At 71.9% G+C, this 26320-nt stretch carries 23 protein-coding genes and 1 tRNA gene; 8 read left to right on the forward strand and 16 right to left on the reverse strand.

What is annotated here, in order from left to right; genetic code table 11:
• Positions 1-47: 47 nt before the first annotated feature.
• Positions 48-638: a hypothetical protein gene (locus AB0883_RS14660; RefSeq protein WP_366641609.1), complete on the forward strand. Its 591-nt coding sequence runs from the start codon at positions 48-50 to the stop codon at positions 636-638.
• Between the two features lie 101 nt (positions 639-739).
• Here the strand turns inward: AB0883_RS14660 and AB0883_RS14665 are convergent, their stop codons facing one another.
• Positions 740-2338, reverse strand: a complete 1599-nt coding sequence (locus AB0883_RS14665) for a ricin-type beta-trefoil lectin domain protein (protein ID WP_366641610.1) — start codon at positions 2336-2338, stop codon at positions 740-742.
• Positions 2339-2492: 154 nt separating this feature from the next.
• A complete protein-coding gene (locus tag AB0883_RS14670) occupies positions 2493-4715 on the reverse strand; it encodes a hypothetical protein (protein ID WP_366641611.1) in 2223 nt (740 codons plus the stop codon).
• Positions 4716-4836: 121 nt separating this feature from the next.
• Here AB0883_RS14670 and AB0883_RS14675 point away from each other — a divergent pair, with 121 nt between their 5' ends.
• Positions 4837-5544, forward strand: coding sequence for a glycosyltransferase family 2 protein (locus tag AB0883_RS14675; protein WP_366641753.1), 708 nt, complete (start codon positions 4837-4839; stop codon positions 5542-5544).
• 64 nt (positions 5545-5608) lie between these two features.
• On the opposite strand, the gene AB0883_RS14680 is transcribed toward AB0883_RS14675, so the two are convergent.
• Together AB0883_RS14680 and AB0883_RS14685 are read right to left on the reverse strand one after the other, a co-directional pair.
• The gene (locus AB0883_RS14680) at positions 5609-6511 is read right to left on the reverse strand and encodes a transketolase (RefSeq protein WP_366641612.1); all 903 of its coding nucleotides are present in this window, start codon (positions 6509-6511) and stop codon (positions 5609-5611) included.
• Positions 6512-6513: 2 nt separating this feature from the next.
• Entirely contained in the window at positions 6514-7308 is a 795-nt protein-coding gene (locus AB0883_RS14685) for a transketolase (protein ID WP_366641613.1), read from the reverse strand.
• 19 nt (positions 7309-7327) lie between these two features.
• Here AB0883_RS14685 and soxR point away from each other — a divergent pair, with 19 nt between their 5' ends.
• Positions 7328-7792, forward strand: a complete 465-nt coding sequence (soxR, locus tag AB0883_RS14690) for a redox-sensitive transcriptional activator SoxR (protein ID WP_366641614.1) — start codon at positions 7328-7330, stop codon at positions 7790-7792.
• A 37-nt stretch (positions 7793-7829) separates the two neighbouring features.
• Here soxR and AB0883_RS14695 read toward each other — a convergent pair whose 3' ends face one another.
• Both AB0883_RS14695 and AB0883_RS14700 read right to left on the reverse strand, forming a co-directional pair.
• Positions 7830-8807 carry an NAD(P)H-quinone oxidoreductase gene (locus tag AB0883_RS14695; protein WP_366641615.1) on the reverse strand — a complete coding sequence of 326 codons (978 nt, stop codon included), beginning with the start codon at positions 8805-8807 and terminating at the stop codon, positions 7830-7832.
• A 9-nt stretch (positions 8808-8816) separates the two neighbouring features.
• Positions 8817-9368: an AAA family ATPase gene (locus AB0883_RS14700; protein ID WP_366641616.1), complete on the reverse strand. Its 552-nt coding sequence runs from the start codon at positions 9366-9368 to the stop codon at positions 8817-8819.
• An 85-nt stretch (positions 9369-9453) separates the two neighbouring features.
• On the opposite strand from AB0883_RS14700, the gene AB0883_RS14705 reads away from it, so the two are divergent.
• Positions 9454-9542: transfer RNA gene (locus AB0883_RS14705), tRNA-Ser, on the forward strand.
• 228 nt (positions 9543-9770) lie between these two features.
• Here the strand turns inward: AB0883_RS14705 and AB0883_RS14710 are convergent.
• The 3 genes from AB0883_RS14710 to AB0883_RS14720 form a co-directional block, all read right to left on the reverse strand.
• Positions 9771-10487 carry a hypothetical protein gene (locus AB0883_RS14710; RefSeq protein WP_366641617.1) on the reverse strand — a complete coding sequence of 239 codons (717 nt, stop codon included), beginning with the start codon at positions 10485-10487 and terminating at the stop codon, positions 9771-9773.
• A gap of 160 nt (positions 10488-10647) precedes the next feature.
• A complete protein-coding gene (locus tag AB0883_RS14715) occupies positions 10648-11169 on the reverse strand; it encodes a hypothetical protein (protein WP_366641618.1) in 522 nt (173 codons plus the stop codon).
• A gap of 58 nt (positions 11170-11227) precedes the next feature.
• Positions 11228-12031 carry a cyclase family protein gene (locus AB0883_RS14720; protein ID WP_366641619.1) on the reverse strand — a complete coding sequence of 268 codons (804 nt, stop codon included), beginning with the start codon at positions 12029-12031 and terminating at the stop codon, positions 11228-11230.
• Between the two features lie 224 nt (positions 12032-12255).
• Here AB0883_RS14720 and AB0883_RS14725 point away from each other — a divergent pair, with 224 nt between their 5' ends.
• Together AB0883_RS14725 and AB0883_RS14730 are read left to right on the forward strand one after the other, a co-directional pair.
• Entirely contained in the window at positions 12256-13725 is a 1470-nt protein-coding gene (locus AB0883_RS14725) for a hypothetical protein (protein ID WP_366641620.1), read from the forward strand.
• A 17-nt stretch (positions 13726-13742) separates the two neighbouring features.
• Entirely contained in the window at positions 13743-14570 is an 828-nt protein-coding gene (locus tag AB0883_RS14730; protein ID WP_366641621.1) for a PhzF family phenazine biosynthesis protein, read from the forward strand.
• On the opposite strand, the gene AB0883_RS14735 is transcribed toward AB0883_RS14730, so the two are convergent.
• The 7 genes from AB0883_RS14735 to AB0883_RS14765 form a co-directional block, all read right to left on the reverse strand.
• Positions 14560-15861, reverse strand: a complete 1302-nt coding sequence (locus tag AB0883_RS14735) for an MFS transporter (protein ID WP_366641754.1) — start codon at positions 15859-15861, stop codon at positions 14560-14562. The genes AB0883_RS14730 and AB0883_RS14735 overlap by 11 nt on opposite strands.
• Positions 15862-15887: 26 nt before the next feature.
• On the reverse strand, positions 15888-17249 hold the full coding sequence (locus AB0883_RS14740) for a hypothetical protein (protein ID WP_366641622.1): 1362 nt from the start codon (positions 17247-17249) through the stop codon (positions 15888-15890).
• Positions 17250-17324: 75 nt separating this feature from the next.
• On the reverse strand, positions 17325-18590 hold the full coding sequence (locus tag AB0883_RS14745) for an ATP-grasp domain-containing protein (protein ID WP_366641623.1): 1266 nt from the start codon (positions 18588-18590) through the stop codon (positions 17325-17327).
• 8 nt (positions 18591-18598) lie between these two features.
• On the reverse strand, positions 18599-19444 hold the full coding sequence (locus AB0883_RS14750) for an aspartyl/asparaginyl beta-hydroxylase domain-containing protein (protein ID WP_366641624.1): 846 nt from the start codon (positions 19442-19444) through the stop codon (positions 18599-18601).
• A 66-nt stretch (positions 19445-19510) separates the two neighbouring features.
• Complete coding sequence (locus AB0883_RS14755; RefSeq protein WP_366641625.1) at positions 19511-20638, reverse strand: DUF6421 family protein; 1128 nt, start codon at positions 20636-20638, stop codon at positions 19511-19513.
• Positions 20639-20736: 98 nt separating this feature from the next.
• A complete protein-coding gene (locus AB0883_RS14760) occupies positions 20737-21537 on the reverse strand; it encodes a DUF6202 family protein (protein WP_366641626.1) in 801 nt (266 codons plus the stop codon).
• 213 nt (positions 21538-21750) lie between these two features.
• Entirely contained in the window at positions 21751-23181 is a 1431-nt protein-coding gene (locus AB0883_RS14765) for an FAD-dependent oxidoreductase (RefSeq protein WP_366641627.1), read from the reverse strand.
• 339 nt (positions 23182-23520) lie between these two features.
• Between AB0883_RS14765 and AB0883_RS14770 the strand changes: the two genes are divergently transcribed.
• Both AB0883_RS14770 and AB0883_RS14775 read left to right on the forward strand, forming a co-directional pair.
• On the forward strand, positions 23521-24921 hold the full coding sequence (locus AB0883_RS14770) for an FAD-linked oxidase C-terminal domain-containing protein (RefSeq protein ID WP_366641628.1): 1401 nt from the start codon (positions 23521-23523) through the stop codon (positions 24919-24921).
• Positions 24922-24963: 42 nt separating this feature from the next.
• Complete coding sequence (locus tag AB0883_RS14775) at positions 24964-26202, forward strand: ATP-grasp domain-containing protein (RefSeq protein ID WP_366641629.1); 1239 nt, start codon at positions 24964-24966, stop codon at positions 26200-26202.
• Positions 26203-26320: the final 118 nt, after the last annotated feature.

The raw sequence follows: 26320 nt of genomic DNA on the forward strand, positions 1-26320 counted from the left end.
TCGCCGGCCGGCGGGAGGCTGGGGCTCCACGGACGAGAGGGAGACTCATGGCACGTTGGGGAATCGCCACCACCACGCTGCTCGCGGCGGTCGCGCTCGGCGTCGGCGGATGCGGCGCCGCCGGGCCGGCCGGTCAGCCGGCCCGGGAGACCGCCGTCGAGGTCGCCGCGGCGCTGGGCGCGGAGGGCCAGGCCCTGGCCGCGCTGGGCTTCGACGCCGGCGACCTGGACGTCGAGCCGCTGGCCGCACCCGCCTCGCCGGAGGCGTCGCCGGGCGCGGCCGGGGAGAAGCGGCGGGAGCGCGCGGAGGAGCGCCGTGAGCGCCGGCAGGCCCGGGTGCTGCTGCGTCGGGACGCCCTGCACGGCGAGGCCGTGGTGCGGACGAAGGACGGCGGTACGCGGACCGTCGCGGTGCAGCGGGGTGAGGTGACCGCCGTCGACGGCGACTCGATGACGGTGAAGTCCGCCGACGGCTTCACCATGACCTGGACGTTCGGCGACAAGCTGCGCGTCGTGGAGCGTCGCACGACGATCCGGTCCGCCGACGTCAAGGTCGGCACGACCGTCGGCGTGGCCGGTGCCAAGGAGGGCGACGGCGGGGTCGCCCGCCTGATCGTCGTGCCGGCCCGGCAGAAGTAGGTGGGGTGTGGCCCGTCGGCGACGGCGGGCCACACCACGCCGGTCGGTGTGAGCGGTGCCGCCCGGGGAGGGCGGCACCGCTCACGCGGGGAGGGCCGGACTCAGTAGACGCGGGAGCCGATGAAGTCGTCGTGCCCGTAGCCCACGGGGTTGGCGAAGTTGCGGGACTCGAAGGACCACTGCTGGCGGGCGCTGGTGGAGCAGGCGGCCAGGCGCAGCCGGGGGGTGCCCAGCAGCGGGTTGTCGAACGCCAGGCAGAGGTTGGCGTTGCCGGCCGTCCTGATCTGGTTGCCGGCCAGCACGAACTTCTGGTTGGCGCCGCCGTGGCAGTCGTGGATGTTCACCGCCGTACCGGCGCTGAGCGAACCGCCCGAGACGTCCAGGCAGCGGTCGTGGGAGAGCTCCGAGTGCAGCGACTGGCGGGTCGGGTCGTACCAGAAGCCCTGGTTGCGCCCACCGTGGCAGCCGTACGACTGCTGGGGGGTGCCGTTGCGCGAGTCGTAGCCCTTGCCGTCGACGCAGGTGCCGGTGGCGGCGTTGCGCAGCTGCTTGAACTCGAAGAGCCCGTCGTAGAGCACGCCGTTGCCGGTGCTGGCCGGGTCCACGCAGGTCGCCCGCTGCTGACCGGAGTCGACGAACTGGGTGACGCACTGGGCGAACATGCCGTGCCCCCGCTTGTTCGGGTGGAACGACTGCCGGGCCGCGTTCTCGTCCCAGATGCCCAGCTCGATGTGGAGCCCGCGGACCGAGGTGTTGTCCGTGCACACCTCGTGGCCGTGGAAGAGTCGGCTGGCGTCCAGGTAGCGGGTGCCCGTGTTGGTCGCCGCCGCCCGCAGCGCCGACTCGAACATCGGCACCGCCTTGTTCCGGGCGAACGCGGCGTCGGCCAGGTAGAGCAGGCAGCCGCCGGCGTACCAGCCGGGGAAGTTCGGGTTGTCCTCGACGTCCGGGCTGCCCGGGCTCGGGTACGACATCAGCACCAGTTCGTAGTCCGAGCGCAGGTAGCCGGCGCCGGTCATCGTCTGCCGGATGTCTTCGAGGGCGTCCTCGACGGCCTGCCGGCTGCCGTCGGTGCGGACGCTCCACTGGTCGGTGTAGGTGGGGTAGCAGGCGCCCTGGAGGAGCACCCGGCGGACGGTGCAGTCGGTGGCGACCGGGCCGAACTGGATCGTGCCGTCGCCGTTGGCGCCGACCACCACCCAGATCAGCTTGATGTGCGTGTTGCGCGCCTTGATGGCGAGGTGGTCGCCCTGGTTCAGCTCGTTGTGCTGGGTCGGCCCGCCCCGGATCAGGTTCCACGGGGTCGCGCCGGAGCAGGCGATGTTGTACTTCTCGTCGGCGGCGATGCCGGTGCGGAACACCGCCTGGTCGTACGAGCGATCGCACCAGTTGCCGGGCTCGTGGGTGCCGGGCACGTAGTTGCCGACCCCCTCGCCCGAGATCTCGCTGTCGCCCATGGTGATCAGCGCGGTGCGGCGCTGCTCGATGGGGCGGACGGCCGGCGTGCCGTAGAGCGCGGTGGCCTCGGCGGCGCGGATCGTCTCCAGGTTGGCGGGGAGTGGCTGGACGGCGGGACGGTCGGCCGCGGTGGCGGGGGTGGCCGTTCCGGCGAGCATCGGCAGGACGAGAGCGGCGGCGGCGACGACGGTGAGGGCCCGTCGTCGGGTCGCGCGTTCGCGCCTGGCGGAGGAACCAAGCATCGACGCACTCCTTTCGGCTCGATCGCGGGACGTCGATCGAGTTACCAGAAGGTAGCGTCGGCTTCGAGGTATGTGAATGCGTCTCGTAATCGTTGCCGCAGAGTGCAGAACCGGGCGATCCGGTCGAATCGCGCGCCGGTCGGCTTCCTGGCGGTCAGCTCCCGGGCGGCAGGGCGTAGCCCACGTAGCTCCGGAACTGCACCCGCCAGCCCGCCGGCACCAGCGCCGTGCACGCCGGCCGGCTGCCCGTGCAGACGATGGCGTCCACCGAGGCCGGATCGGCCGGCGGGCGCTCGGGCAGCACCGACTGGAGCGCCACCAGCTCCGGCGGGCGGCCGTCCGCGTCGCGCAGCAGCAGCCACCAGGGGTACTCCCAGTTGTCGTTCTGCTGCACCAGGCCGATCCGGCGGGCGCCCGTCGCGCGTACCGCCTCGGCCGCCCAGCGGAACTCCGCCGCCCACTGGGGGCGCCGCAGGAACCGGGTGTCCCATTCGGAGGTGGTGAAGACCGAGCCCGCCCCGACGAGCCGGCGCGGGAAGCCGTACGACACCGCCAGCACCCCGGCGAGCGCGCAGGTGGCCAGCACGCTCACCGCCAGCCCGGCCGCCACCGGCCGCCGTCCGTCCGTGCCGCCGGCCCGGCGCCGGAACAGCGCGTCCAGCCAGAGCCCCGCCAGCGGTACGGCCAGCGCCAGCGCGTAGAGCAGCAGGCGGTTCCCCCACGGCTGCCACTTGATCATGGCGGTGTGCAGCAGCACGGCCGCCACCACGACCACCGCGTACGCGCGCAGCGGACCCGCCTGCGTCGGGGCGACCCGGCCGGGCCGGGCCAGCGCGTACGCCGCCCCGATCGCCGCCAGCGCCCCGGCCAGCGGGAAGGCCACCCGGTCCTCGTCCGGATACCAGGACGGCACCGGGAACCGTTCCCGCCCGAAGGTGGTGGCCCGGTCCTGCGGGTCCACCCCGATCAGCTCCGCGCCGCCGACGATCGCCTCGGCGCCCGCCCGGCGCAGCGGCGCGAGCGGCGTGTCGAACGCGGTGTGCGCGATCCGCAGCGCGTTGACCAGCAGCGACGGCGGGTCGTGCCGTTCCATCGGGATGGACTCGCGCAGCCGGGGCGGCCCGAGCGGATGCCCGAACTCGGCGGTCACCCGGGCCAGGAACGGCCCGACCACCACCGCCGCCACCAGCAGGATCAGCGCCGATCCGGCGACCGTCCGGCGCACCTGGCGCCGCGACCGGCCGTCACGGGTCCGGGACGCGTCGGTGCCCCGGCCGGGCGGTCCGGCGCGGTCGGGCGCGGAGCCGGTGCGGGCCAGCCGGAGCTGGGCCAGCCCCCAGAGCAGCAGCAACGGCCCGACCGCCACCAGGCCGCTGGTCTTGGTCAGCGCGGTCAGCCCGGTGGCCGCCCCCAGCGCCAGCATCGCCCCGGTCCCGGCGCGTCGGCGCAGCCCGTCCAGCGCCGCCGTGGCGGCGCAGGCCACCCAGGCGGCGCAGACCAGATCCGTCTGGGTGCTGGTCGCCTGGAGCGCCACCATCGGGGTGGTGGCGAGCACGAACGCGGTCAGCAGCTGGGCCCGCCGTCCCCCACCGAGCTGCGCGGTGATCCGGGTGGCCGCCAGCAGTACGCCGACGCCGGCCGCCCACTGCACGAGGTTGTGCAGCGCGTCCCCGCCGGTGAACAGGCGCAGGTGCAGCAGCAGATACTCGGCGCCGGGCGGGATGGTCACCTGCCGGTGGATGGCGGTGGGCCAGAAGCCCAGGCCGCCCTGGGCCACCCAGTGCTCCACCTTGGGCAGGTGGTAGGTCTGCGAGTCGAAGTTGTTCGGCTCGGCCAGCAGGGCGATCAGCAACTCGACCAGCAGCAGGCCGCCGACCGTGCCGGCGAGCAGCCGCTCGCCCCGGCCCGCCGTACGCCAGGCGGAGGCCAGCCGGGTCCACCAGCCGGCGCGGCGGGGCGCGACGCGGCGTGCGGCGGCGTGCGGCGCCGGCGGAGGGGGCGGGGCGCCGACGGCCGGGCCGGCCGTCGCGCCGACCAGCGCGGGCTCCGGCGCGGTGACGACCTCGACCGCGCGGTGCGCGGCGGCGACCACGGCGGTGCCACGCGCGGCGTCCCGGCGGCGTCGCCAGCCGACGGCGGCCACCGCGCCGGCGAGGAGCGACAGCCAGGCCACGGCGAACGCCGGCAGGGTGAGCAGCCGCAGCGCGCCCAGCAGTTCCACCGTGAGCACCGCGAACGCGCCGGTGACCAGAGCCGCCCGGACCAGCGCGAGGCGCCGCCCCGCCACGGTCCCGGCCGCGACCGGACGGAGCGCGACGGCGAGCAGTCCGATCGCGGCGACCGGCGCCAGGGCGAGCGGGTAGCCGACTGCCGACATGGCGGCAGTAAACACCATGAACCTGAGGTCGCCGCGCCCAATGCCCGCAGTGCTGAGCACCGCGTCGTCAACCGCCAGGCTAGGCTAGGGCCGACATATCGTCGCCACCGTGGAGATTCCCGTGAAGCTCTCGATCCTCATGCCGGTCTACAACGAGGAAGAACGCATCGCGGATGCCCTCAAGCAGGCATTGGCGGTCGACTACCCGTGTGAGATCGAGCTGGTCGTGGTCGACGACGGCAGCCGGGACGGCACCGGTGAGATCCTCGGTCGGGCCGACGATGCGCGCCTGCGGGTCATCACCCACCAGCGCAACGCCGGCAAGGGCGCCGCCATCAAGACGGCGGTCGACAACGCCGAGGGCGACTACATGGTCATTCTCGACGCCGACCTCGAGTACGACCCGATGGACATCCCGAAGCTGCTCGACCCGGTGCTCGACGGGCGGGCCGAGGTGGTCTACGGCAACCGCACCTTCGGCAGCCACAGCGCCTACAGCTTCTGGTACGTGATGGGCAACAAGGGCGTCACGATGGCGGCGAACGTCCTGTTCAACTCCTACATCGGCGACCTGGAGACCTGCTTCAAGCTGATGCCGGTCGCGCTCTACCGCTCGCTCGACATCCGCTCCCGGGGCTTCGGCATGGAGGCCGAGGTCACCGGCAAGCTGCTGCGCCGGCGCATCCGCCCCTACGAGGTCCCGATCAGCTACCGCGCGCGGGGCCGCGAAGAGGGCAAGAAGATCACCTGGAAGGACGGCGTCGAGGCGATCTGGATCCTCGGCCGCGAGCGCACCCGCCGCCGCCCCCTCGGCGCCCCGACCCGCTGACCCCTCCCGCCCTCCCGCGCCGCCCGCCGTCGGCGGTGCACGGCCCGCCGACGCCCGGCGTGGCTCAGCGGCCGGCCGGCACCGGCGCCGCGTCCAGGAACCCGGCGACCGAGCGGCGCAGCCCGGCGGCGTCCAGCCCGTGCCAGCGGGTGTGGTCCTCGGCCGAGCCGTAGCGGCGCAACTCCTCCCGTCCGACGCCGAGCGCCAGCAGCCGGTGCGGCCGGTCGGCCAGGGCCGCCGACACCACCCGGGCCGACGTGCCGGCCAGGTAGGGCTCCACCAGGATCACCGCGTCGCCGGCCAGCGCCCGCAGCCCCGCCGTGTCGAACGGCCGCGGCCGGTGGGTGTAGGCCACCGTCACGCCAAGGTCGGCCACCGCCGCCACCGCCGCGTCCAGCACCGGCCCCACCGCGACCAGCAGCGGTGCGCCCGGCCCCGCGTCCCGGAGCACCCGCAGCGCGCCGTCGCCGCCGTACGGCCGGGCGTTGTGCAGCGTGGACAGTCGCAGGTACGCCGAACCGTCGGCGGCCACCGCGTCCCGCAGCAGCGCCGGCACCTCCTCGGGGTGGCCGGGGACGTGCACGGTCCAGCCGTGCAGGGTGTCGATCAGCGAGACGTCGGCCGGGGACAGGTGGGTGCGCCCCGACTCCGCCCGGTCGTACGACGCGCCGATGCTGACCAGCACCGCGTCCACGCCCTGGTGGTCCAGGTCGAGCTTGATCTGCTCGTACGCCCGCTCGACGAGGAACGGGGCGTAGCTGTGCACGATCGGTCGGAGCCCGGTCAGGGCGAGCCCGCCGGCCACGCCCATCATCAGCTGTTCCCGGATCCCGACGTTCAGCACCCGGTCCGGGTGCCGGTACGCGGCCGGGTCGAACGCGTCGGCGGAGATGTCCGCCAGCACCAGGGCCGTACGCGGATCCTCCGCCAGCAGCGCGGTGGTGGTCTCGATGAAGCGGTTCCGCACGGTCACTCCCCCTGGTCGACGACCGCGACGACGACGTGCGGCCGGTGGTTGTCGTGCCCGGTCAGGGCGGTGTGCAGGGCCTCGTGGTCGTGCCCGTCGACGGTGGCGGCGGTCCAGCCGTTGACGGTGAACCGGGCCGCGGCGCCGCCGGCCCAGCCGTGCGTGGCGGAGCCGTTGTCGACCACGATCGCGGTCAGGCCGCCCAGCCCGGTCGCCCCCGCGTACGCGATCGCCTCGTGGTTGGAGCCCTCGTCCAGTTCCGCGTCGCCGAGCAGCACGTACACCCGGGGCGTCAGCAGTCCCTGGGCGCGCAGCCCGAGCGCGGTGCCGACGCCGAGCCCGAGCCCGTGGCCCAGCGAGCCGGAGCCGATCTCCACCCCGGGCACCAGCACCCGGTCGGGGTGGTCGCCGAGCCGGCTTCCGGGCCCGCCCTGGTCGTCGAGCCAGTCGGCGGGCACGAACCCCTTCGCGGCGAGTACGGCGTAGTAGCCGGCCACGGCGTGGCCCTTGGAGAGCAGGAACCGGTCCCGCCCGGGGTCGTCGACGGTCTCCGGGGCGATCCGGAGGATCCGGTCGTAGAGCACCCAGAGCACGTCGACGGTGGAGCGGACGTTCGCGCCGAACTCCCGGCCCGCGCGGACCCGCTCGTACAGCGGCGCGACGGGTCCCGGCAGCGGCGGGGCGGTCGGGTGGCGGCGTGGCGTGGTGGTCGGATCACGGGGTGGCGCGGCGGTCGGGGCCGGGCCCGCGCTGGCGGTGGTCGTGGTCATGCCGCTAGCCTGCAAGTTGAAGTCCACTTCAACTCAAGGCGACGTGATGCACGAGTCTCTGACCATCGGCCAGCTCTCCACCCGCAGCGGCGTCGCGCCCTCGGCGTTGCGCTACTACGAGCGGCTCGGGCTGATCCGGGCGGAGCGGACGGGCGGCAACCAGCGCCGCTACGCCCGCACCGAGCTGCGCCGGGTGGCGTTCGTCCGGATCTCCCAGCAGGTGGGCATCTCGCTGGAGGAGATCCGGGAGGCGCTGGACTCCCTGCCGGCCTCCCGCACGCCCAGCGCGGAGGACTGGGCGCGGCTCTCCGCGACCTGGCGGGAGCGGCTGAACGAGAAGATCCGGCTGATGACGAAGCTCCGCGACGACCTCGACGGCTGCATCGGCTGCGGCTGCCTGTCCCTGCAACGCTGCACGCTCAACAACCCCGGGGACTCGCTCGCCGGCGAGGGCCCCGGCGCCCGCCTCGTGCTCCCCCGCGGGGCCGAGGAGACGACGCCGACACCCTGACCCGCCCGGCCCGTCTTCCGCCGGGGCGGACCGCGCGTCAGCCGGTGGTGAGCAGCACCTTGCCGACGTGGTCGTTCGACTCGACCAGCCGGTGCGCCCGCGCCGCCTCGGCCATCGGCACCCGCCGGTCCACGACCGGCCGGACCGCCCCCGACCCGACCAGCGGCCACACCTCCTCGCGGACGCCGCGCACGATCTCCGCCTTCTCCGCCAGCGGCCGGGACCGCAGCGCGGTGGCCGCGATCGTGCCCCGCTTGGCCAGCAGCGCCCCGAGATCCAGCTCGCCCTTGCGGCCGCCCTGCATGCCGATCACCACCAGCCGGCCGCCCGTGGCCAGCGCCGCCACGTTCCGGGGCAGGTAGGCGGCGCCCATGATGTCGAGGATGACGTCCGCGCCCCGGCCGCCGGTGACCCGCCGGACCTCCTCGACGAAGTCCTGCTCGCGGTAGTCGATCGTGTGCGCCGCGCCCAGCTCACGCAGCCGCTCGTGCTTGCCGGCCCGGGCGGTGACCGCCACGGTGGCGCCGAGCGCGACCGCGAGCTGGATCGCGAAGGTGCCGATCCCGCTGCCGCCGCCGTGCAGCAGCAGCGTCTCACCCTTGGCGAGCCGGGCCACCTGCACCACGTTCGACCAGACCGTGCAGGCGACCTCGGGCAGCGCCGCGGCGTCGACCAGGTCGACGCCGGCCGGCACCGGCAGGAGCTGCCCGGCCGGCACCGCGACCCGCTCCGCGTAGCCGCCGCCGGCCAGCAGCGCGCAGACCTCCCGGCCCACCTCCCAGCCGGCCACGTCGGGACCGACCGCGCTGATCACCCCGGAGCACTCCAGCCCGGGGTACGCGGGCGCGCCCGGCGGCGGCGGATAGTGCCCCTGCCGTTGCAGCAGGTCGGCCCGGTTGACCGCGCTGGCCCGCACGTCGACGACCACCTCACCCGGGCCGGGCTCGGGATCGGGCACCTCGCTCCAGACGAGTGCGTCGGGTCCGCCGGGCTCCGGGATCGTGATCGCGCGCATGTTCCGTGTCTACCCCACCCGTCCGTCGGTCCACGCCCGGGCCAGGATTTCGTCCACCGTCCGCGCCGGGGTGAGCGCGGAGGTGTCCAGCCAGAGCCCGATCCGGGGCGTCTCCGCCCGGAACTGCGCGTCCAGGTCGGCGACCGGCCAGTCCCCGTACCCCTTCTTCTCCCGCGCGTCCTCGCGGGCGGCGACGGCCTCGGGGCTCGGCGCGAGCACCACGACCGCCAGCGGCCGGTGCCGGATCCGGTCGACCATCGCCGGCAGCTCCGCGCCGAGGATCACGTCCTGGAGCACCACGGTGAAGCCGGCGGCGGCGTACCGGTCCGCCGCCGACGCGGCGAGGTCGTAGCGCAGCCGCAGCTGCCGCCACGCCTCCGGCGACGGCTCGGCGGTCATCTCCTCGCGCCCGCTGACCACCATCCGCCGGAAGACGTCGCCGCGCAGGTGCACCGCGCGGGGCAGCCGCCGGGCCAGCGCCTCGGCCACAGTGGACTTTCCGGCCGCCATGATTCCGCTGACCAGCACCACCGACGGGGTCTCCCACACGCCGTCGATCATGCCAGCGCGGGTGCGGTGCCCGCTCGCCCGGGGCGGGTCCGTGGCAGACTAGGCACGTCGCGCACCCCACGGGGAGCGCGGCCCGGGAGGGTTCGCCTAGTGGCCGATGGCGCTGGTCTTGAAAACCGGTAAGGGCAGCGATGTCCTTCGTGGGTTCGAATCCCACACCCTCCGCCTGTTCGTCCCACCCGGGCCGTCATGTCTCACTGGTCGACCTTCAACCGCACGTGAACGCTGTGCCAGGCCACTGGGCGACCCGGGTAGCCGGCGCCCCCCCGCGTCGAGCAAGAGCGACACGGGCAGCATGTCGCAGGCCGTGCGGCCTGCTGCATCAAGCCGCTGAGGTGAAGCCGCCCCGTCCCCTCCGGGAAATTCGCCTTCGGCGGCGTGTGAAGCGCGCTCTCAGGGCTTGAGTTCCCACACGATCGCGCGGAACTTCAAATCGGCATTTTCGTAGTTGTCGAGCGGGCCCTTACTGGTGAGGTACATCCACGCGATGCGCCCTTCGTTCGTCACAACGCAGAACGCCGTCTTGCCCGGCCGTGCGTCAGCCGCCTCGATCACCTCGACCGCTGACTTGCCGGCCTCCTGTTCGCAGTTCTCGGCGCTGGGCTGCCGTAGGGGGCCTGTTCCGAGGTTCTCAGCATGATAATTCGCGAGCCCGCCGCCGTTCTCGCAGTCGGAGTACAGCAGGTCCGTGCCGTCAGGGACGCTGTCGCTCGAAGACTTGGATGAGAACCGGTCGAGGTCGACCCTGGTCGATTTGCAGGCCAACCCGGGTTTGGGCACCCGCAGCTCATCCAGCGCATGGATGACGACGTACCCGGACGACGCGGACTGTGTCGGCCCTGCCGGCGTGGGTGCCGTACCGTCGCTGCCATCCGACGCGATGCTGCTGACCGGCGGGGACCCATCGCTGGGCACGGGGCCACCGGTGGGCGGGGTGCTGACCGCTGTCGGGTTGGTCGGGGCCTGCTTGTCCCTTCGAAGTAATCCGATGTCGACTCCGGCAGAGACGCCGGCGAAGAGAAGCCCTATAGCCGTCGCCAGTACGGCCACCAGCGCTTTGTACTTCCGCTGTGGATCCTGCTGCGAGGACTGCGATGCCTGCGTGCTCAATGATCACCTCTCATCACCGTCTATGAGAGGGTACTGAAAGCCTCCAAAAGATCGCCGCCCTGCGGGCAACGCATTCCCGCAGCTCGCATTTCCCTTCGAGACCCGTGGTAGAGCTTCCGCCCGCTCGCTCGGCTCGCCGAGTGCGTGTGCGCAGGTGCCGTCAGCAGCGGAGGTAGGTGCCGCACAGCGGCGGCGCGTCGACGCGGCAGACCTTCCAGCCGCCGCTGACGCCCCCTTCCTCCGTCGTGTGGAAGCGCCACCGGTGGGTGGCGCCGGTGAAGGTGACGCTTCCCGTGGAGCCGACCTCCGTGAACCGCAGGTCCACCATCGCGGAGACCGTGCCGTCCGAGTCGTCGGTGTGCCAGTTCGTCGTCTCGACCCGCACGCCGAACGTGACCCGCGACTCGACCTGTCTGCGCAGGTCGCGGACCTGTCGGAACAACTCGTCCCGGTTGTCGCCGCACAGGCACCGGTTGATGTCGGGGTTGTCGTCCGGCTGGAAGACGGCCAGGAGGTACGCCTCGGCCGCCGCAGCGGGCGTCTTCTCGCCCCGCCCCGCATCGAGCGCCCTCGTCACCGCCTGCCTGACCGGCGCGCCTATGCAGGCCACGGCGAAGGCGACGGCAGCGGTGACCGCCGCCCGGCGACGCCACTGCCGAGCCGTGAGAGGCATCTCGATCACCGGGCGAGACTACGTGCCGAGCGACGACGGGCGGTGGCGCGAAACAGCCGGGCGCGGGTCACACGACGGCCAGCGGGCGTACGGGCGAGCCCGTGCCGCCGACGATCGGCAGTGGGGCGAGGACGAACAGGAACTCGTTCACGCCGGCCTCCGTGAGCGAGTCCAGCCGCAGGTGCTCGACGATGTAGATGCCCGCCTCCACCAGCAGGAGGCGGTGGACCGGCAGCGTCCGGAGCCCGGCGCCGGGCGGGATCTGCTCGTAGGCGGTGGTGTCCGCGCCCGTCAGGGCGACCCCGTGCTCCGCGAGCCAGGCCGCGCCGGAGGTGTCGACGCCGGGCACCCCCGTGTCGAGGCCCAGGTAGGCCGTCGGATCCGTCCAGTGCCGGGCCCAGCCGGTACGCACCAGTGCCACGTCGCCCTGGCCCAGCCGCACGCCGGTACGCCGCAGGCACCGCTGGAGGTCGTCGGCGGTCACGCCGTACCCGCCGGGAAGCACGTCGACCCCGTGGGCCGAGGCGACGTCCAGCAGCACCCCCCGCCGGACGAGGGGCGGAATCGTCTCGGTGCCGTGTACGCGGAACCGGCCACCCGACTGCGCCTCGGCGGCGTCGTGGCCGCCGTGCAGCAGCCCGTCCTGCGAGATGTGCGACAGCGCGTCGACGTGGGTCCCGACGTGCCCGCCGGTGACGATCAGCTCGCCGGCCGACGAGCCCCCGTCGGCCCGCACCACGTCGCCGTGCCGGCGGAGCAGGGCCAGGCGGAATCCCGGGTGGTTCGGCGCGCAGGGCATCCCCTCCTCGAACGGCTGGCTGAGGTCGTGGATGGTGACGCCCGCGGCGACGGCGTCCAGGAGTGCGGTCATGGTGGTGATCCTGTCTCTACGGCGATGACGGATGCGTACCGGGCCGATTCCGGGTGCGGGTCCCGCGGATGATTCTCCGGTAATGGTTCCGCCGCGGTTCGTGTTCGGCATGCGGGCACGCCCGAAAATCGGGATTGCGGAGGCCGGTGTCGTCGCCGTGGACCGGTCGGCACTGTACTCGGCGACCCCGCGCCGGTCGACCCCTGAAATGTTCGACACTTACCGTGTCCGCATTCAATACCGCGAGTTTGCCCCTGCCTGCCGGGCCGCTCGTGTCGTACACTCGCATCCGATTCAATAACGAGGCGGGCGAAGGGGTGCGGACAACGGTGCGGCATGACAACTCGGACTGCAATTTCGCGGAATTGAACGCGCCCCTGGTGGCCGCGCTGCAGGCTGAGCCGGCGCGGTCCGCGTTCGTCGCGGCCGCGCCGCCGGTGCGGCGTTTCATGGACGACCTCGGTGCCACCCGGATGCGGTTCATCCCCTATCCGCTCGTCATCGACCGGGACGAGTTCGACCGGATGGCCGAGGCGGCCTGCGCCCTGTTGGAGGCGCAGACGGCGATGATTCGCGAGTTCCTCCGGTCGGGGCCTCCCGAGCGACTGTTGGCGGAATTCGGTCTACCCGCCGCTATCGCGCCCTTCGTCAATTGGGAACAATTGGATTCCGTCGAGCAGGTCTTCGCCCGCGTCGACGTTCTGCCGACCCCGTCCGGATACCAGTTCTGTGAATTCAACGTCGACTCGTCCATTTCCGGATTCGAGTTCCATGACTGCTATCAGGTGATGGGCGAGGCACTCGACATCCCGTGGCTCGCCGACACGCCCCGGCCCGAGGAACAGATCGCGGACGTCGTCATCAGAGCTTTCCACGAGGGCAGTTTCGACCGGGTGGTGGTGTGTGACTGGTCGAGCCGCATCGGAGTCGGCTACTTCGGCTTCGAGTTGCTGACCGAGACGCTGCGCCGGCGACTGCCCGACGTGCCGGTCGAACTGGTCTACCACGCCGACTATCCGCAGCGGTGGCTCGATCCGTCGGCCGGCAAGCGCACCCTGGTCTATCGCGGCTTCATGCACGAGGACATGGACGACGACTACGACTTCATCACCCGGCTGGTCGGCAGCGGCGCCTCCGTGATCAACCTCTTCGAGGCCGAGATCCGTACGCACAAGCGCTGGATGGCGATGTTCTGGGAGGAGCGTTTCGCCAGCCTGCTGCCCGCCGGCGTACGCGACATGGTCGCCCGCTACGTGCCCCACACCGTCTCGGTGACCCCGGAGAACCGTGACCGCCTGCTGGCGGACCGGGCCGAGTACGTGTTCAAGTTCGGGCACTCGTCCGGCGGGCACGACGTCATGCTCGGGGCCGACCACGACGCGGACACGATCGCCGCCCGGCTGGCCGAGCGTGGCCCCGACGGCTGGCTCGCCCAGCGTCGCGTGCAACTCGCCGAGTGCCGGTTCGCCCCCGAGGCCGGTGCCGAGCCGGTGCCCCACCACGTGGTGCTCGGGCTCTACGTGCTCGGCGGCGAGTGCTCCGGCATGAACATCCGCGCCGACCAGGGCTCGGCCGTGGTCAACATCCACCAGTCGGCGGCCAGCGGCTGGGCCATCCCCATGGACGCCGACGAACGGCGACGGCTCATCGAGCGCGTGCAGGCGATCGGGCCGACGGCCCGCGAACGACACTGACACCAGTTGGAGGCACGATGGAAATTCCCCTGTACCAGGTCGACGCGTTCACCGACCGGGTGTTCTTCGGCAATCCGGCCGCGGTCTGCCCCCTGGACGAGTGGCTCAGCGACGAGGTGATGCAGGCGATCGGCCTGGAGAACAACCTCGCGGAGACCGCGTTCATCATCGACCGGGGCGACAGCTTCGCGCTGCGCTGGTTCACCCCGTCGATGGAGGTCGACCTGTGCGGGCACGCCACGCTCGCCGCGGCCCACGTGGTGCTGAACCACCTGCGGCCCGAGTGGGACGAGGTCATTTTCCACTCCAACACGGGACCTCTCATCGTCAGCCGTACCCCGGAGGGGCAGTTCATGATGTCCTTCCCCGCGTTGCCGCGCGAGCGGGTCGACCCGCCGGAGGCCCTGCTCGCCGGGCTGTCGATCGCGCCCACCGCGGTGTACGGGGGCATGGACTACATGGCGGTCTACGACAACGAGGAGGACCTGCGCGCGATCGAACCCGACCAGCGGATGCTCGGGACCCTCGACCGCCGCGCGGTGGTCGTGACGGCCCCCGGCATCTCCTCCGACTTCGTCGCCCGCTTCTTCGGCCCCAAGCAGTCGATCCCGGAGGACCAGTTCACCGGGTCGGCCCACTGCATGCTGGTCCCCTACTGGGCGGAGGTGCTGGGCAGGACCAGCCTGACCTCCCGTCAGTTCTCCCCCCGGCTCGGCAAGACGCTGACCATCCACGCCAACTGCGAGCTGCGCGACGACCGGGTCATCCTGGGCGGGTCGACGCGCCAGTACCTCGCCGGCGTCATCACGCTGGACGACGACGAGGTCGCTCGACTCAGTCGCTGAGCTGTCGTGCCTCGGGCCGCGCCCCGTCGCCCGCCGCCCGTTCGGGCTGCGGCCCCGGGGCCGGCTCGGGCTCAGGCTCGGTGGGCATCCCGACCACCCGACGCAGCGGCGAGAAGTACAGCGGGACGATGGAGACGAGTTCGCCGGCGACCGCGAGCGCGAGGGTCTGGCGGACGCCGATGACGTTCGCGACCAGCCCCGCGACCGACGCGCCCAACGGGATCACGCCCCAGACCAGGAACCGCATCGTCGCACTCAACCGAGCCTGCATGCCCGGCGCGCACAGCGCCTGCCGGACCGACAGTTGCAGGATGTTGGAGACGACGATGCATCCCGAGGCGATGCCGTAGCCGATGGCGGCGACGATCAGCCAGGTACCGCTGCGCGCGAAGGGCAGCGGAATCGAGGCGACTCCCGCCAGCACGCACGCGCCGAGGACCGTCGGCCCGACGCCGAAGCGCCGGGACAGCCGCACCGCGAGGAGGGCGCCGAGGGTCGCGCCGGCACCGGCGCCGGAGAAGATGATCCCGATGTACGCCGACGGCAGCCGCAGCACCGACGCCAGCAGCAGCAGGAACATGGTGGTGGTCGCGATGTTGCAGAAGTTGTACGTCGAGCTGCGGATGGCCATCACCCGGAACATCGGCACCCGCAGCACGTACCTGATGCCGTCGCGTACGTCCTTGAAGAGCGTGGTGGTGCGTGGCGGCGGGGCCGCCGTCGCCCCGGTCACCCGGATCCGGCTGAGCAGCAGCGTGGCGATGCCGAAGCAGACGGCCGAGGCGCCGAGGACGTACGACGAGGTGGCCAGCGCCAGCAGGAAGCCGGCGATGGCCGGGCCGGTGATCTCCGCCAGCGAGAGGGTGAACTCCACCCGCGAGTTGGCACCGGGCAGCAGTTGCCGGTCCACGATCCGCGGCAGGACGCTCTGGTAGGAGATCCCCAGGAAGACCGTGCAGAGGCTCCCCGCGAACATCAACGCGTACAGCGCGGGCATGGTGAGGTCGCCGGCCAGCGCCAGCGCCGCGACGACCCCGAACACGGCCGTACGGCCCAGGCTGGACAGCACCAGGACCCGTTCCCCGCGCCGACGGTCGATCCACGCCCCCGCCGGCAGCCCGATGAGCAGGAAGCCCAGGAACTCGCAGGTCACCAGGAACCCGACCTGCGCGGGGGTGGCGTGCAGGGTCTTCACGGCGAACAGCGGGATGACGACCGTCGCCACCTCGAAGCCGAACTGGCTGACGGTCTCCGCCGTCCAGAGCAGGCGGAAGTTCTTCTTCAGGGTGATCTCCTACCCGTGACCGGCGGCGATGTTCAGGCCCCCGGGTGCAGCAGCACCGGTGCCAGCAGGACGTTGGTGATGCCACGGACCACAGCCCCCGGCACGGAGGTCAGGCGGCAGGAGAAGCCGGTGCACCCACCGGGCCCGTAGTGCATCCCCCACACCGCGTACCAGTTCCGTTCCGTGTCGCCGTCCGTGTCGAAGCCCGGCTCCGCCCGTTGGACGACCCTGCGTTGCAGGATGTGGCGTCCGTTCTCGGCCGCCGAGGCGAGCGCCGCCCGCCACGTCTCGTCGTCGACCGTCCAGCCGGCCACCGTGCCCTCACCACGGGCCAGGGTGGTGGGCTTCAGGATGGTGCCCGCCCGGTCGCGGACGAAACCGGTCAGGTCGGTGGCCGCGTCGACGTGGGTCGTCTCGGGAAGGATGCGCCGCAACGCGGCACGTTCGCCGTCGGTCAGCGCGTCCTGCACCTCGGGGAGCCACACCAGGGCGAGGCACGCCTTGCTGTTGTACATGTCGTGCACCGGCGAGGTGACCATCGGCGGCAGGGCGGAGCCCGGCGCCGGATGCAGCCGCTGCCAGGCCAGCACGGGATCCGGCTCCTCGGCGAGCTCCGTCAGGTTGAACAACCGCAGGAGGTGGGTCGCCCCGGCGACGTGGTCGGCGACGCTGCCGTCCGGCCCGTGCAGGTCCGCGACCTCCGCCAGGCGGGCCCGCAGCGGACGATCGGAGTACGCCTCCAGGCAGTCGCCCAGGGGACGCCAGTCGTCGGCCCACTCTTCGAGCGCGCCGGTCGCCTCGACCATGAGCACCTCCGCCGGCCCGGGCGCCTCGGCGTCGTGGCCCGCGCCCGTGGTCTCCACGGTGCGCAGCACGTCGAGCAGGGCGGTGATGGGGTCGGGGTGTCGCAGCCCGTGCCGCTCGGCGAAGGGCCGGAAGGCCGGCTCCGCCATGACGGCGGGAAGCCAGGCGGTGCGTTCGGCGCCGCCGACGGCGGGGCTCAGGCCCAGCTCCAGAACCTTGAAGCCGGTCCCGTCGTGGATCAGGTCGGCGCGGCCGTACGGCACCAGGTCGGGCAGGTCGGTTCCGGCCAACAGCGGGCGCAGCACCGCCGGCACGTCGGTCAGCTCGCCGAACGCCGAGGTGCTGCCACCCGCCAGCAGGTGGGGCAACCGTCCCACGACGTCGAGCAGCACCGTGAAGTCGGCGTAGAACGACGCGAGCTCCCGCTCGTCGACGAACATCACGCGGTGGAAGCTCTGAGCCTCGATGTCCGGGCCCAGCACCCGGGCCGCCGTGCGGGCCGGCAGATCCGGTGGCAGCTCACCGTCGCGTACCGCCCGCAGGTAGTCCGTCGCCGGGTCCTGCGAGACCGACCGCTCCGGCGCGCTCATGCGGCTGGCTTCCGCGTGGCGGCCCGCCGGCGTGGGCGTGCGGTGCCGACGGCGGGCCGCCGTGGCGTGCGCCCGTCAGGCCGACAGGAACAAGGCACCGGCTGCCTCCAGTTCGCGTAGCTTGCGGTAGTCATCCGAGATCGTCTCCGGGCTCTCGTGGACCAGGAAGACCAGGCCCGGGGTCGTGTACGAGTTGACGGTGACCTGCAACGGGTCGCCGGCCTCGAGATACGTGTCGACCGCGTGGAAGGACGGCAGCGCGCGGAGCAGGCGGAGGTCGTAGCCGGCGAGGGTCCCCGAGTGCCGCGACAGCAACTGCACCATGGCGGCGTGCCGGCGGAGAGCGGGACGCCAGTCCTCGCGGAGCCGGGCGGCGAAACGGTCCGGGGCCACGATCGTCTCGGCCACCAGCTGCACCGCGTTGGTGCCCGTCGCCTCGGTCACCTGCGAGATGTCGATCGAGCCCATGAACCGGGCGCCGGTCTCGACGAGCACCGGCTCACCGGCGATCATCATGACCTCCGTGTGCGCCGTGCCCTCGCGGATGTCCAGGGCGTCGAGCACGCGCCCGACGAAGCCGTGCAACTGGTCGAAGACGGCATCGCCCGGGTCGACGAGCCGCTCAAGGTCGTAGAGCGCCGTACCGCCCTCGTGGCGCTTCTTCGTGTGCCAGATGTCCGAGACGACGTACTCGCCCCCGGCCGAGACCGTGTTGACGGCGTACTCGTCGCCGGTCATGAAGGGCTGGACGAGGAGTTCACCGATCGGGGAGCCGAACACGTCGGGTGCGCCCAGCCAGCTCTTGAACGCGGTGTCGAGGTCCGCCTCGGAGCGGCACCGCAGGAAGCCGAAGCTGCCGGAACTCGCACGGGGCTTGACGACGGCGTCGCCCAGCCAACCCCCCGCGCGCAGCCACTCCGCCGCGTCGTCGCGGGAGGAGGTGCTCAGGTGCGGGATGACCGCGACGCCCTTGGCCGCCGCGGCCTGTGCCATGTGGTGCTTGTCGCGGCGGCACCGGGTCGTCCCCGGATCGTTGCCGGGTACGCCCAGCGCTCGGGCCAGTTGGTCACCCAGCTCGACACCGGTCTCGGCACCGGCCACCACGCTGCGTGGGCGCAGGCCCGCACGGTCGAGCCGGTCGACGATCGTGTTGACGTCGCCGTCGTGGAGGTAGGTGTCGAGATAGGCGTGGTCGGCTCCGGTGCGCAGGAGGAACTGCGGCAGGTCCGGGTCGCTCTGCACGTGCACCGCGCCGAAGCCGTAACCGGCGAGGGCCGGCGCGAGCGCGTTGGCCGTCGAGTACCCGTCCACGACGACACAGACTTCGCTGGCGTGTCGCATGATCCGCCTCAGGACTCTCGTGCCAGCAGGAAGTACCTCCGCATCGGAGGGATCATGTCGAGCCGTGCGGCGGCGGGCGAGTGCCGGGCCGCCCCCTCCAGCAGGTCGAACACGCCGTCGGGGGTGATGTCCCGGGTGAACATCGTCTTGATGGCGATCTTCAGGAAGTCCCGGTAGTTGGTGGTGTCCATGAGGACCCCGGCGCGCTCGAACGCGGCGAGTTCCTCCCGGTCGACCGGTTGCCGCGCGACCTGGTGCGTGCTCGGGATGCTGGGCGACTGGACCTCGCCGGTGAAGCAGGCGGCGAGCGAGTCGGCCTGGAAGTCGAGCACCAGGTGGGTGCGGTCCTTCGTCCAGTCGGAGACCGCGCTGTGGGCCTGGGTCGCGTCGAGGAACCAGATCTCACCGACGTTCATGTGGTAGAGCGTCGTGTTGTGCGAGCTGACGCAGGACTCGTCGGTCTCCAGTGGAAGGTGGATCCGGATCAGGTTCGTGTCGAGTTCGAGGTAGTCCCGGTGCGGCACGAGTGCGCTGCCGGGGGTCAGCCGGGCGAGCCGGCCGTACTTGAGGAGGGACAGGTCGAACAGCTCACCCACCAGATGCCGCACGTACGGCAGGCGCTCGCCCAGGTCGGTGACGACGGCCGGGCCCTCGTAGGGGTCGAGTCCCGCGTCGAGGCCCTGGCCCGTGCCGTTCCAGACCGCGCAACTCTTCCAGGCGCCGCAGACGAAGTCGCTGTACTTGTCCGTGTAGGGGAACGACGCCATGGTGTCGAGGTCCGTGGCGAGGCCGTCGGCGTCGATGTCGCAGGTGCCGAGGATGCCGGTCTCGGTCGAGTTCATAACGGTGGTCATGGTCGGTACCTTCCAGCGGGAGAGGGCGGGGCCGCACGTCGTTCTGGAGAGGGCGGCCGGCGTGGCTCACACGCCGAGTCGCTCCTTGAGATCGGCGAAGAAGGGCACGTGGAGGAACTCCCGCTTCTCCGCGTCGTACCGGGTGTACCGGCGGGTGAAGTCGATCAGTCCGGCGCGGGCGGCCTCGACATCCTCGGTCAGGACGACGTCCTCCAGCTCGGTGATCTCGGTGACGAGCGTGCTCAGCGCCTCGGGCAGGCTCGGCAGGAGCCGGATCCGCCCCTCGTCGATCGTCAGGGCGCCCTGCTCGCGCAGGTAGTTGAAGAGCAGTTGCGACGCGATCGCGTCGTAGTTCGGCTTCGGGATCCCCTCGACCGAGTAACGCAGCAGCCGCTCGGCCAGGACGAACTCGAAGGTCAGCGCGGCGAGCTCACGGTCGATGTCCGCGTCCTCGAGGCAGACCAGCATCGACTTGACGTCGACCCGCATCTCCTCCAGGCCGGCGAGCGGCTTGTAGCTCTTCGCGGACAGGAACTGCGGGATCGGCATGCTTCCCGTGCGGTGGTGGAACTCGTGCAGCCGCACCCAGGAACCGGCGGCCCGCTCGACGCCGGCGTCGTCGACGCCGGACAGCAGCGGGAACGAGCCCGGGACCATGGCGGCGTCGATGAGCCGGCGGGTGAGGCGGTGCCGGGCGACGAACTTGTCGATGAAGTAGAAGATCAGGTCGTCCGGTTCCTGGCGACCGTCGATGTGGTTCTCCGGGAAGAGCGCCACGACGACCCGACTGTCGAAACCCGCGCTGTGCCGGAGCAGGTTGACCGGCATCGTCGGGCTCGGGTAGCGGCTCACCAGCACGGGGTCGGACGGGATGGGCTCGTACTCCAGGTAGTCCAGACCGAGGGACGGAAAGTACGCGGCCGAGAACACGGACAGGAGCATGTTGTCGGCCCGCGAGTTGATGTGCCGCTTCGTGGCCGTGAGCTGCGGCGTGTCGTGTGCGCCGGACAGATCCTCGACGAGTGCCCGGGCCACGGGCCGGTCACCGAGCACGGCCGAGTCGGCGATCCAACCGGCCAGCCGGCGCAGCGCCTCCGGCGATCCGGGCTCGGTCTCGCGCTGGTAGCGGGCACGCAGCTCGTTCACTTCGTTGACGACGGCGTCTGTTTCCACTGCTGGGAGGGACGATCGCATGGCAGCTCCTTTCCTCGAAACCGGATGACTCCGGCGGTTGCCACCACGGGCCCGGGGCGTCGTCGATGGCGGCCGTCAGTGCCGACCCCGGTTGGTCGCTACGACAGGTCCCGGGCGAAGTCGTCCAGCAGGTCCGCCCACGCCGGGATGTACGACTCCGCGAGCGCGACGAAGTGCCGCGCCTCGGCCGGGGTGGAGATCAGGTGGCTCATGCCGGCCTCGTCGTCGCTGACGGACGCGGCGTGCCCCGTCTCCGCCCGGATGTGCGAGTCGATCCAGGCGTAGTCGCGCTGCTCGGGAAGGACCTGGCGACCGTCCACGGTGACCTTGGCGTACAGGCGCCGGAACGCGACCGCGATGTCGAGGGCGATGGTCTCCACGACCCGGAGCTGGACCGCACCGCCCAGTTCCTCGGCGGCCATGGAGTCCATGACGTCGAGGATGCGGGCCAGCGCGGCGGACTCGGCGGGCGCGTCGGCGCTGCCCAGGGCCGAGCGCAGCGGCGCGCAGATCGTGTCCGCCCACCACAGGTAGTGGATACCGTCCACACCCTCCGGTGCGACCTCCGCGAACGCCGCCGCGCGGTTGTCCAGATCGTCCCCGATGACGCGGTACGCCATCTGATACGCTCCGAGCACCTCTCGACTCACTGTGTAGTCGCGAGCCAGGCGCCGCCCGTGGGCACCGAGACTGGAGATGGTGGTGAACATGAACGACTGAGTGGTCCGCTGCCACTTCTCCGCGATCCGCAGCGCGCCGGCGGGGCTCACGGAGGTGGCCTCCTTCGCGCCGGCGAAGAACCGGTTGTTGCGCCGGGTGAGGCCGGCCTCGTCGATCAGCCGGTCGATGGTGGTGTCGGCCTGCAGACGGAGGTCGGTCAGGTCGAGTGTGGTGGTCATCGTGCCCTCCTCGCTTGTGGGACCGGGCGGAGCGCTCCCTGAAGCCCGCCAGGACAGGCCTTCGCCGACGAGGGGCAACCAGTCGACGCGGGCCTATGATCATCGAATACCGTGCATCGCGCAACGGGAAGACGGCCGAACCCCTGTGCCTCCCCCTATACGGGTGTTGGCTCCTTGTGCAGGTGTCTCAGGAGCCGAAACCCTCGGCCGACGTCAACTCGACGCGAGCGACGGTACGGTGCGGGCCAGGCCACCGTCCGGCTCACCGGCGGCCACGAACGGCACCGCCAATCTCTCCGGCACCCCCATGTTGCGGGCGAACACCCCGAGCCGCCGCTGCCAGGCAGCCATGTCGGCCGGCGGCGCGATCGGCACGGTGGCGCGGGCGACCAGCTCCGCGTACTCGTCGCGGTCCGCGTTGCCCGTGGCGATCGAGTGCCGGAGGGCCGCCTCCAGGTCGCGCTGCGCGTTGACGACGCACATCGTCCACTTCAGCAGGACCGTCGCGGTGCAACCAGGTGCGACGTCGAGCACCCCGGCGTTGCGCCGGAGCCGCGACGAGTCGGTGGTGTTGATCGCCACCTTGAGGTGGGCGGACACCACCTCGGCGCCCCGCACCTCCGGATACCACTGGCTGAGCTGGCGGAGCGCCAGTTCGGCGCGCTCCCTCGCCTCGGGGTGGCCGTTGCGCAGGTAGTGCCGGAAGTCCTCGGGCAGCGCATAGGTCGTCGGGTCGACGCGATGCACCGCGATGTGGGCCGCCGGGGGGTAGTAGACGAGCGCGGTGTTCCGACTGAACGGGCTCAGCATGCCGCCGTACTCGTCTTCGAGCTTCAGGCACGTGTAGTCCCTCGTGGTGCCGTCGGGCAGGTCCACGAAGAGGATCTGACGCAGCGCCATGTAGATGGACGGCAACGCGAGCGACGGGTTGAGGCGGCGAGCCATCGCGGGGGTCTCGGTCGCGGCACAGAGACTCACCTGGTCACCGACGACCGTCTTCCGGACCTCGTCCTCGACGTACTCCACCTGGTAGGTGCCGTCGGAGCGGCGGCTCACCTCGGTCACCTCGGCGCCGCCGCGTACCTCGACGCCGCATCGGCGCAGCTCCTGGTCGAGGAGCGCGGTGACGACGACCGGGTTGATGCCCCGCTGTGGGGTGACGAAGGTGGCACCGACGTCGGAGATCCCCTCCGGTGCCGGGATCTCGCGGCAGACCTGTTCCGGTGCGCCGAACAGCGCGTTGGCCGGGTCCTCGGCGCACCGCTGCGCGTAACGGTCCTGGATGACCCGCATGTTGTCCCGGCACTGGCCGATGATGTCGGTGCCGCTGTCCTGCATGGCCCGGGAGGCGATGACCCGGCTGTAGTCCTTGCCACCGAAGACGAGGTTGGGGAAGAAGCGTTCGTTGACCAGTCGCCCGTCGAAGCAGTCCCGGGCGCTCTGCGGATCGAACGGATACTCGGCACCGCTGTGGTTCTCGCTGACGATGTTGCTGGCCCCCGTGCAGATCGGGTGGGCCTCGGGCGACCGGGCCTCGGCCCGCTCCAGCAGAAGGACCCGGTATCCCGCGCGTCTGCGCATGATCGCGGCCAGGCAGCCCGCGATACCTCCACCGATCACGATGTGCAGCTCGGTTCGCTTCACTCTGTCAATCCCTCTGTCATGGGCAACGATCCTTCGCCATGGCACGAGCTGAACCAGGTTTCGGGTTCGACACCGTGCCGGCCGGACGGCGCGTCCTGCGGCGGATCTTGGGGTGGGAGAGCGGTGATGTGGCAGGCCGGGGACGTTGGCCGGAGGAGGGGCGCCCTCGTTGGCGGTAGACGGTAACAAAATTCGATCAGCCCCGGAAGGATCTTCCGATGGGACAGGGGTTCGAGCGACCGGGGTTGCTCACACCGCTCTCACCAGCGCCGTTGCTGGATCGGCGGCGCCAACGTTCGCGCTCCGGAGCGGGTGACGTCGATCTGTACCCTCTCTGCCATGTCTGGTTCTCCCCTCGTCAACGACCTGCGCGCGGCGCTCGGCGACGACACCGTACTGACCGACCCCGACCTGCTCCGGTTGCACCGCAAGGACGAGGCCGACCTCTGCGAGGCCGGCACGCCGCTGGTGGTCGTCCGTCCCCGTAGTACGGCCGATGTGGTCGAGGTGATGACGATCGCCGGGCGGTACGGGGTGCCGGTGGTGCCGCAGGGCGCGCGTACGGGATTGGCGGGTGCGGCGAACGCCGTCGACGGCGCGGTGGTGGTCAGCATGGTCGCGATGAACGCGGTGCTGGAGATCGATCCGGTCAGCCGGATCGCCGTGGTGCAGCCGGGCGTGGTGAACGCGGCGTTGTCGGCGGCCGTGGCGAAACAGGGGTTGTGGTATCCGCCGGATCCTGGATCGTGGGAGATGTCGACGATCGGTGGGAACGTCTCCACCAACGCGGGTGGCATGTGCTGCGTCAAGTACGGCGTGACCACGGAGTACGTGTTGGGTCTGGAGGTGGTTTTGGCTTCCGGAGAGGTGTTGCGGACCGGTCGGCGTACCGCCAAGGGCGTGGCCGGGTACGACCTCACCCGGCTCTTCGTCGGCTCCGAGGGGACCCTCGGCGTGATCACCGAGGTGACCGTGGCGCTGCGGCCCGCTCCGCCGGAGTCGCTGACCATGGTGGCGGTCTTCCCCACCACCGCCGCCGCCGGCCGGGCGGTCGCCCGGATCGCCGAAGAGGGGCTCACCCCCAGCCTGCTGGAACTGATCGACCGCACGTACCTGCGGGCGATCGAGGCGTACCGGCCGATGGGCCTGCGTACCGACGTCGAGGCGCTGCTGCTGGCGTCGGCGGACACCGGGTCCCAGGCCGCCGGGGACCTGGCGCGGCTCGCCGAGCTGTGCGAGGCGGCCGGTGCCGACGAGGTCTACGCGGCCACCGACGCCGTGGAGGCGGCGGCCCTGCTGCAGGCCCGCCGGCTGGGGCACGCGGCGATGGAGAAGTTCGCCAGGGAGTCGTTCCCCGCCGGCAACGGTGGGATGGTGATCGACGACGTGGCGGTGCCCCGGGCCGCGTTGGCGGCGCTGCTCGACGGGGTGGCCCGGATCGCGGCGGAGTGTGACGTGACGATCGGCGTGGTCGGCCACGCCGGGGACGGCAACATGCACCCGAACATCGTGGTGGACCGGGCCGATCCGGCGAGCCTCGAACGCGGCCGGCGCGCGTTCGACGAGATCATCCGCCTCGGCCTGGAGCTGGGTGGCACCTGCACGGGCGAGCACGGCGTGGGCCTGCTCAAGCGCGACTGGCTGGCCCGCGAGATCGGCCCGGTGGGCATGCGGGTGCACCAGGCGATCAAGGCCGCCCTGGACCCGGCCGGCCTGCTCAACCCCGGCAAGGTCTTCTGATGTCCGCCGCTCTCCGGCGGGCCGTACGGAGATGAGGAGAGCGTGCCGACCATAGCCATCGTCGATGGGTACTCCGCAGGCAGCGCGCTCAGCCGGGCACTGGCCGAGCGAGGGGTGACCTGCGTCCACGTACGCAGCGCCGGCTCCCTCTACGACTACTACCTGAAGACGTTCCGCCCCGGCGACTACGCGGTCGACCTCGGCTTCGTCGCCGACGAGGACAGCCTCGTCGAGCGGCTGCGAGCGCTCGGCACCGAGCGGGTCGTCGCGGGCACCGAGACGGGGGTGGTCCTCGCCGACACGCTCAACCACCTGCTCGGTACGCCCGGCAACGACATCGCCACGGTCACCGCGCGGCGCGACAAGTCGGCCATGGCGGCGACCGTGGCCGCCGCCGGTCTCGCCGTGCCCGCCGGTCGGTGCTTCGAGTCCGTGGACGGGGCGGTCGCCTGGTACGCGAACAGCCTGTCCGGCCCGGCCGTCGTCAAGCCCGTGGACGGCGCGGGCACCGACAACGTGCGGTTCTGCGAGAGTGTCGACGAGGTGCGCCTCGCCTGCGCGACGGTCCTGGCCGCGTCCAACCTGTACGGCGTCCCCAATCGACGCGTGCTGGTCCAGGAGCGGCTCGTCGGCACCGAGTTCTACGTCAACACGGTCTCGTACGCGGGGACGCACCGGGTCGCCGAGATCTGGCGGTACACGAAACGGCCAGGTCCGGGCGGCGGTCCCATCTACGACTACGAGGAGCCGGTCGACCGGGGCTCGGCCCTGGCCCGGCAGCTCCGTGAGTTCGTCTTCGGGGTGCTGGACGCGCTCGGTATCCGGTCCTCGGCGGCACACACCGAACTCATGCTCACCGATCGGGGGCCGGTGTTGATCGAGACCGGGGCCCGCCTCGGGGGCGCGACCCTGCCCGACGTGGTGGCGAAGTTCTGCGGCGTGTCGCAGACCTTCCTGCAGGCCCAGCACCTCGTCGAGCCGGCGTCGCTCGACCGGTTCGACGACCGTACGCCGGGCTGGGCCGCCGCCGTCCGGAACGTGTCGCTGATCAACCCGGCTCCCGTCGCCGCGCAGGCGGGGGACTGGTGTTCCCGACTGGCGGAGCTGCCGGCGGTCGTGGCGGTCGCCGCGACCTGCTCCCCCGGGGCCGAACTGCCGCAGACCGTCGACCTGTTCAGCGCGCCCGGCTACCTGTACCTCGCCGCGGAGGACCCGGCCGAGGTCGAGCGGGACTATCAGACGTTGCGCCGATGGGAACAGCACGGCCTGTACGGGAGCTGACCCGGCACGGCGGAGGCCGAAGGGCGGCGCGCGGCCCCGGGATGCCGGATGGGTGCGTGCGGTCGGGACGGGACGGGACGGCCGGCGCTTCCGGTTCGATCGCGGGCGTCGACGGGGT

Origin of the sequence: Micromonospora sp. NPDC047812 (assembly GCF_040704175.1) — a bacterium.
Classification (GTDB): Bacteria; Actinomycetota; Actinomycetes; order Mycobacteriales; family Micromonosporaceae; genus Micromonospora.

Excerpts from the sequence above, each read along its gene's own strand:
- AB0883_RS14760 (WP_366641626.1), bottom strand. The coding sequence starts at position 21,537 with ATGACCACCACACTCGACCTGACCGACCTCCGTCTGCAGGCCGACACC.
- AB0883_RS14740 (WP_366641622.1), bottom strand. The coding sequence starts at position 17,249 with ATGAGCGCGCCGGAGCGGTCGGTCTCGCAGGACCCGGCGACGGACTAC.
- AB0883_RS14755 (WP_366641625.1), bottom strand. The coding sequence starts at position 20,638 with ATGCGATCGTCCCTCCCAGCAGTGGAAACAGACGCCGTCGTCAACGAA.
- AB0883_RS14700 (WP_366641616.1), bottom strand. The coding sequence starts at position 9,368 with ATGATCGACGGCGTGTGGGAGACCCCGTCGGTGGTGCTGGTCAGCGGA.
- AB0883_RS14745 (WP_366641623.1), bottom strand. The coding sequence starts at position 18,590 with ATGCGACACGCCAGCGAAGTCTGTGTCGTCGTGGACGGGTACTCGACG.
- soxR (WP_366641614.1), top strand. The coding sequence starts at position 7,328 with ATGCACGAGTCTCTGACCATCGGCCAGCTCTCCACCCGCAGCGGCGTC.
- AB0883_RS14730 (WP_366641621.1), top strand. The coding sequence starts at position 13,743 with ATGGAAATTCCCCTGTACCAGGTCGACGCGTTCACCGACCGGGTGTTC.
- AB0883_RS14670 (WP_366641611.1), bottom strand. The coding sequence starts at position 4,715 with ATGTCGGCAGTCGGCTACCCGCTCGCCCTGGCGCCGGTCGCCGCGATC.
- AB0883_RS14660 (WP_366641609.1), top strand. The coding sequence starts at position 48 with ATGGCACGTTGGGGAATCGCCACCACCACGCTGCTCGCGGCGGTCGCG.
- AB0883_RS14665 (WP_366641610.1), bottom strand. The coding sequence starts at position 2,338 with ATGCTTGGTTCCTCCGCCAGGCGCGAACGCGCGACCCGACGACGGGCC.
- AB0883_RS14720 (WP_366641619.1), bottom strand. The coding sequence starts at position 12,031 with ATGACCGCACTCCTGGACGCCGTCGCCGCGGGCGTCACCATCCACGAC.
- AB0883_RS14750 (WP_366641624.1), bottom strand. The coding sequence starts at position 19,444 with ATGACCACCGTTATGAACTCGACCGAGACCGGCATCCTCGGCACCTGC.
- AB0883_RS14770 (WP_366641628.1), top strand. The coding sequence starts at position 23,521 with ATGTCTGGTTCTCCCCTCGTCAACGACCTGCGCGCGGCGCTCGGCGAC.
- AB0883_RS14695 (WP_366641615.1), bottom strand. The coding sequence starts at position 8,807 with ATGCGCGCGATCACGATCCCGGAGCCCGGCGGACCCGACGCACTCGTC.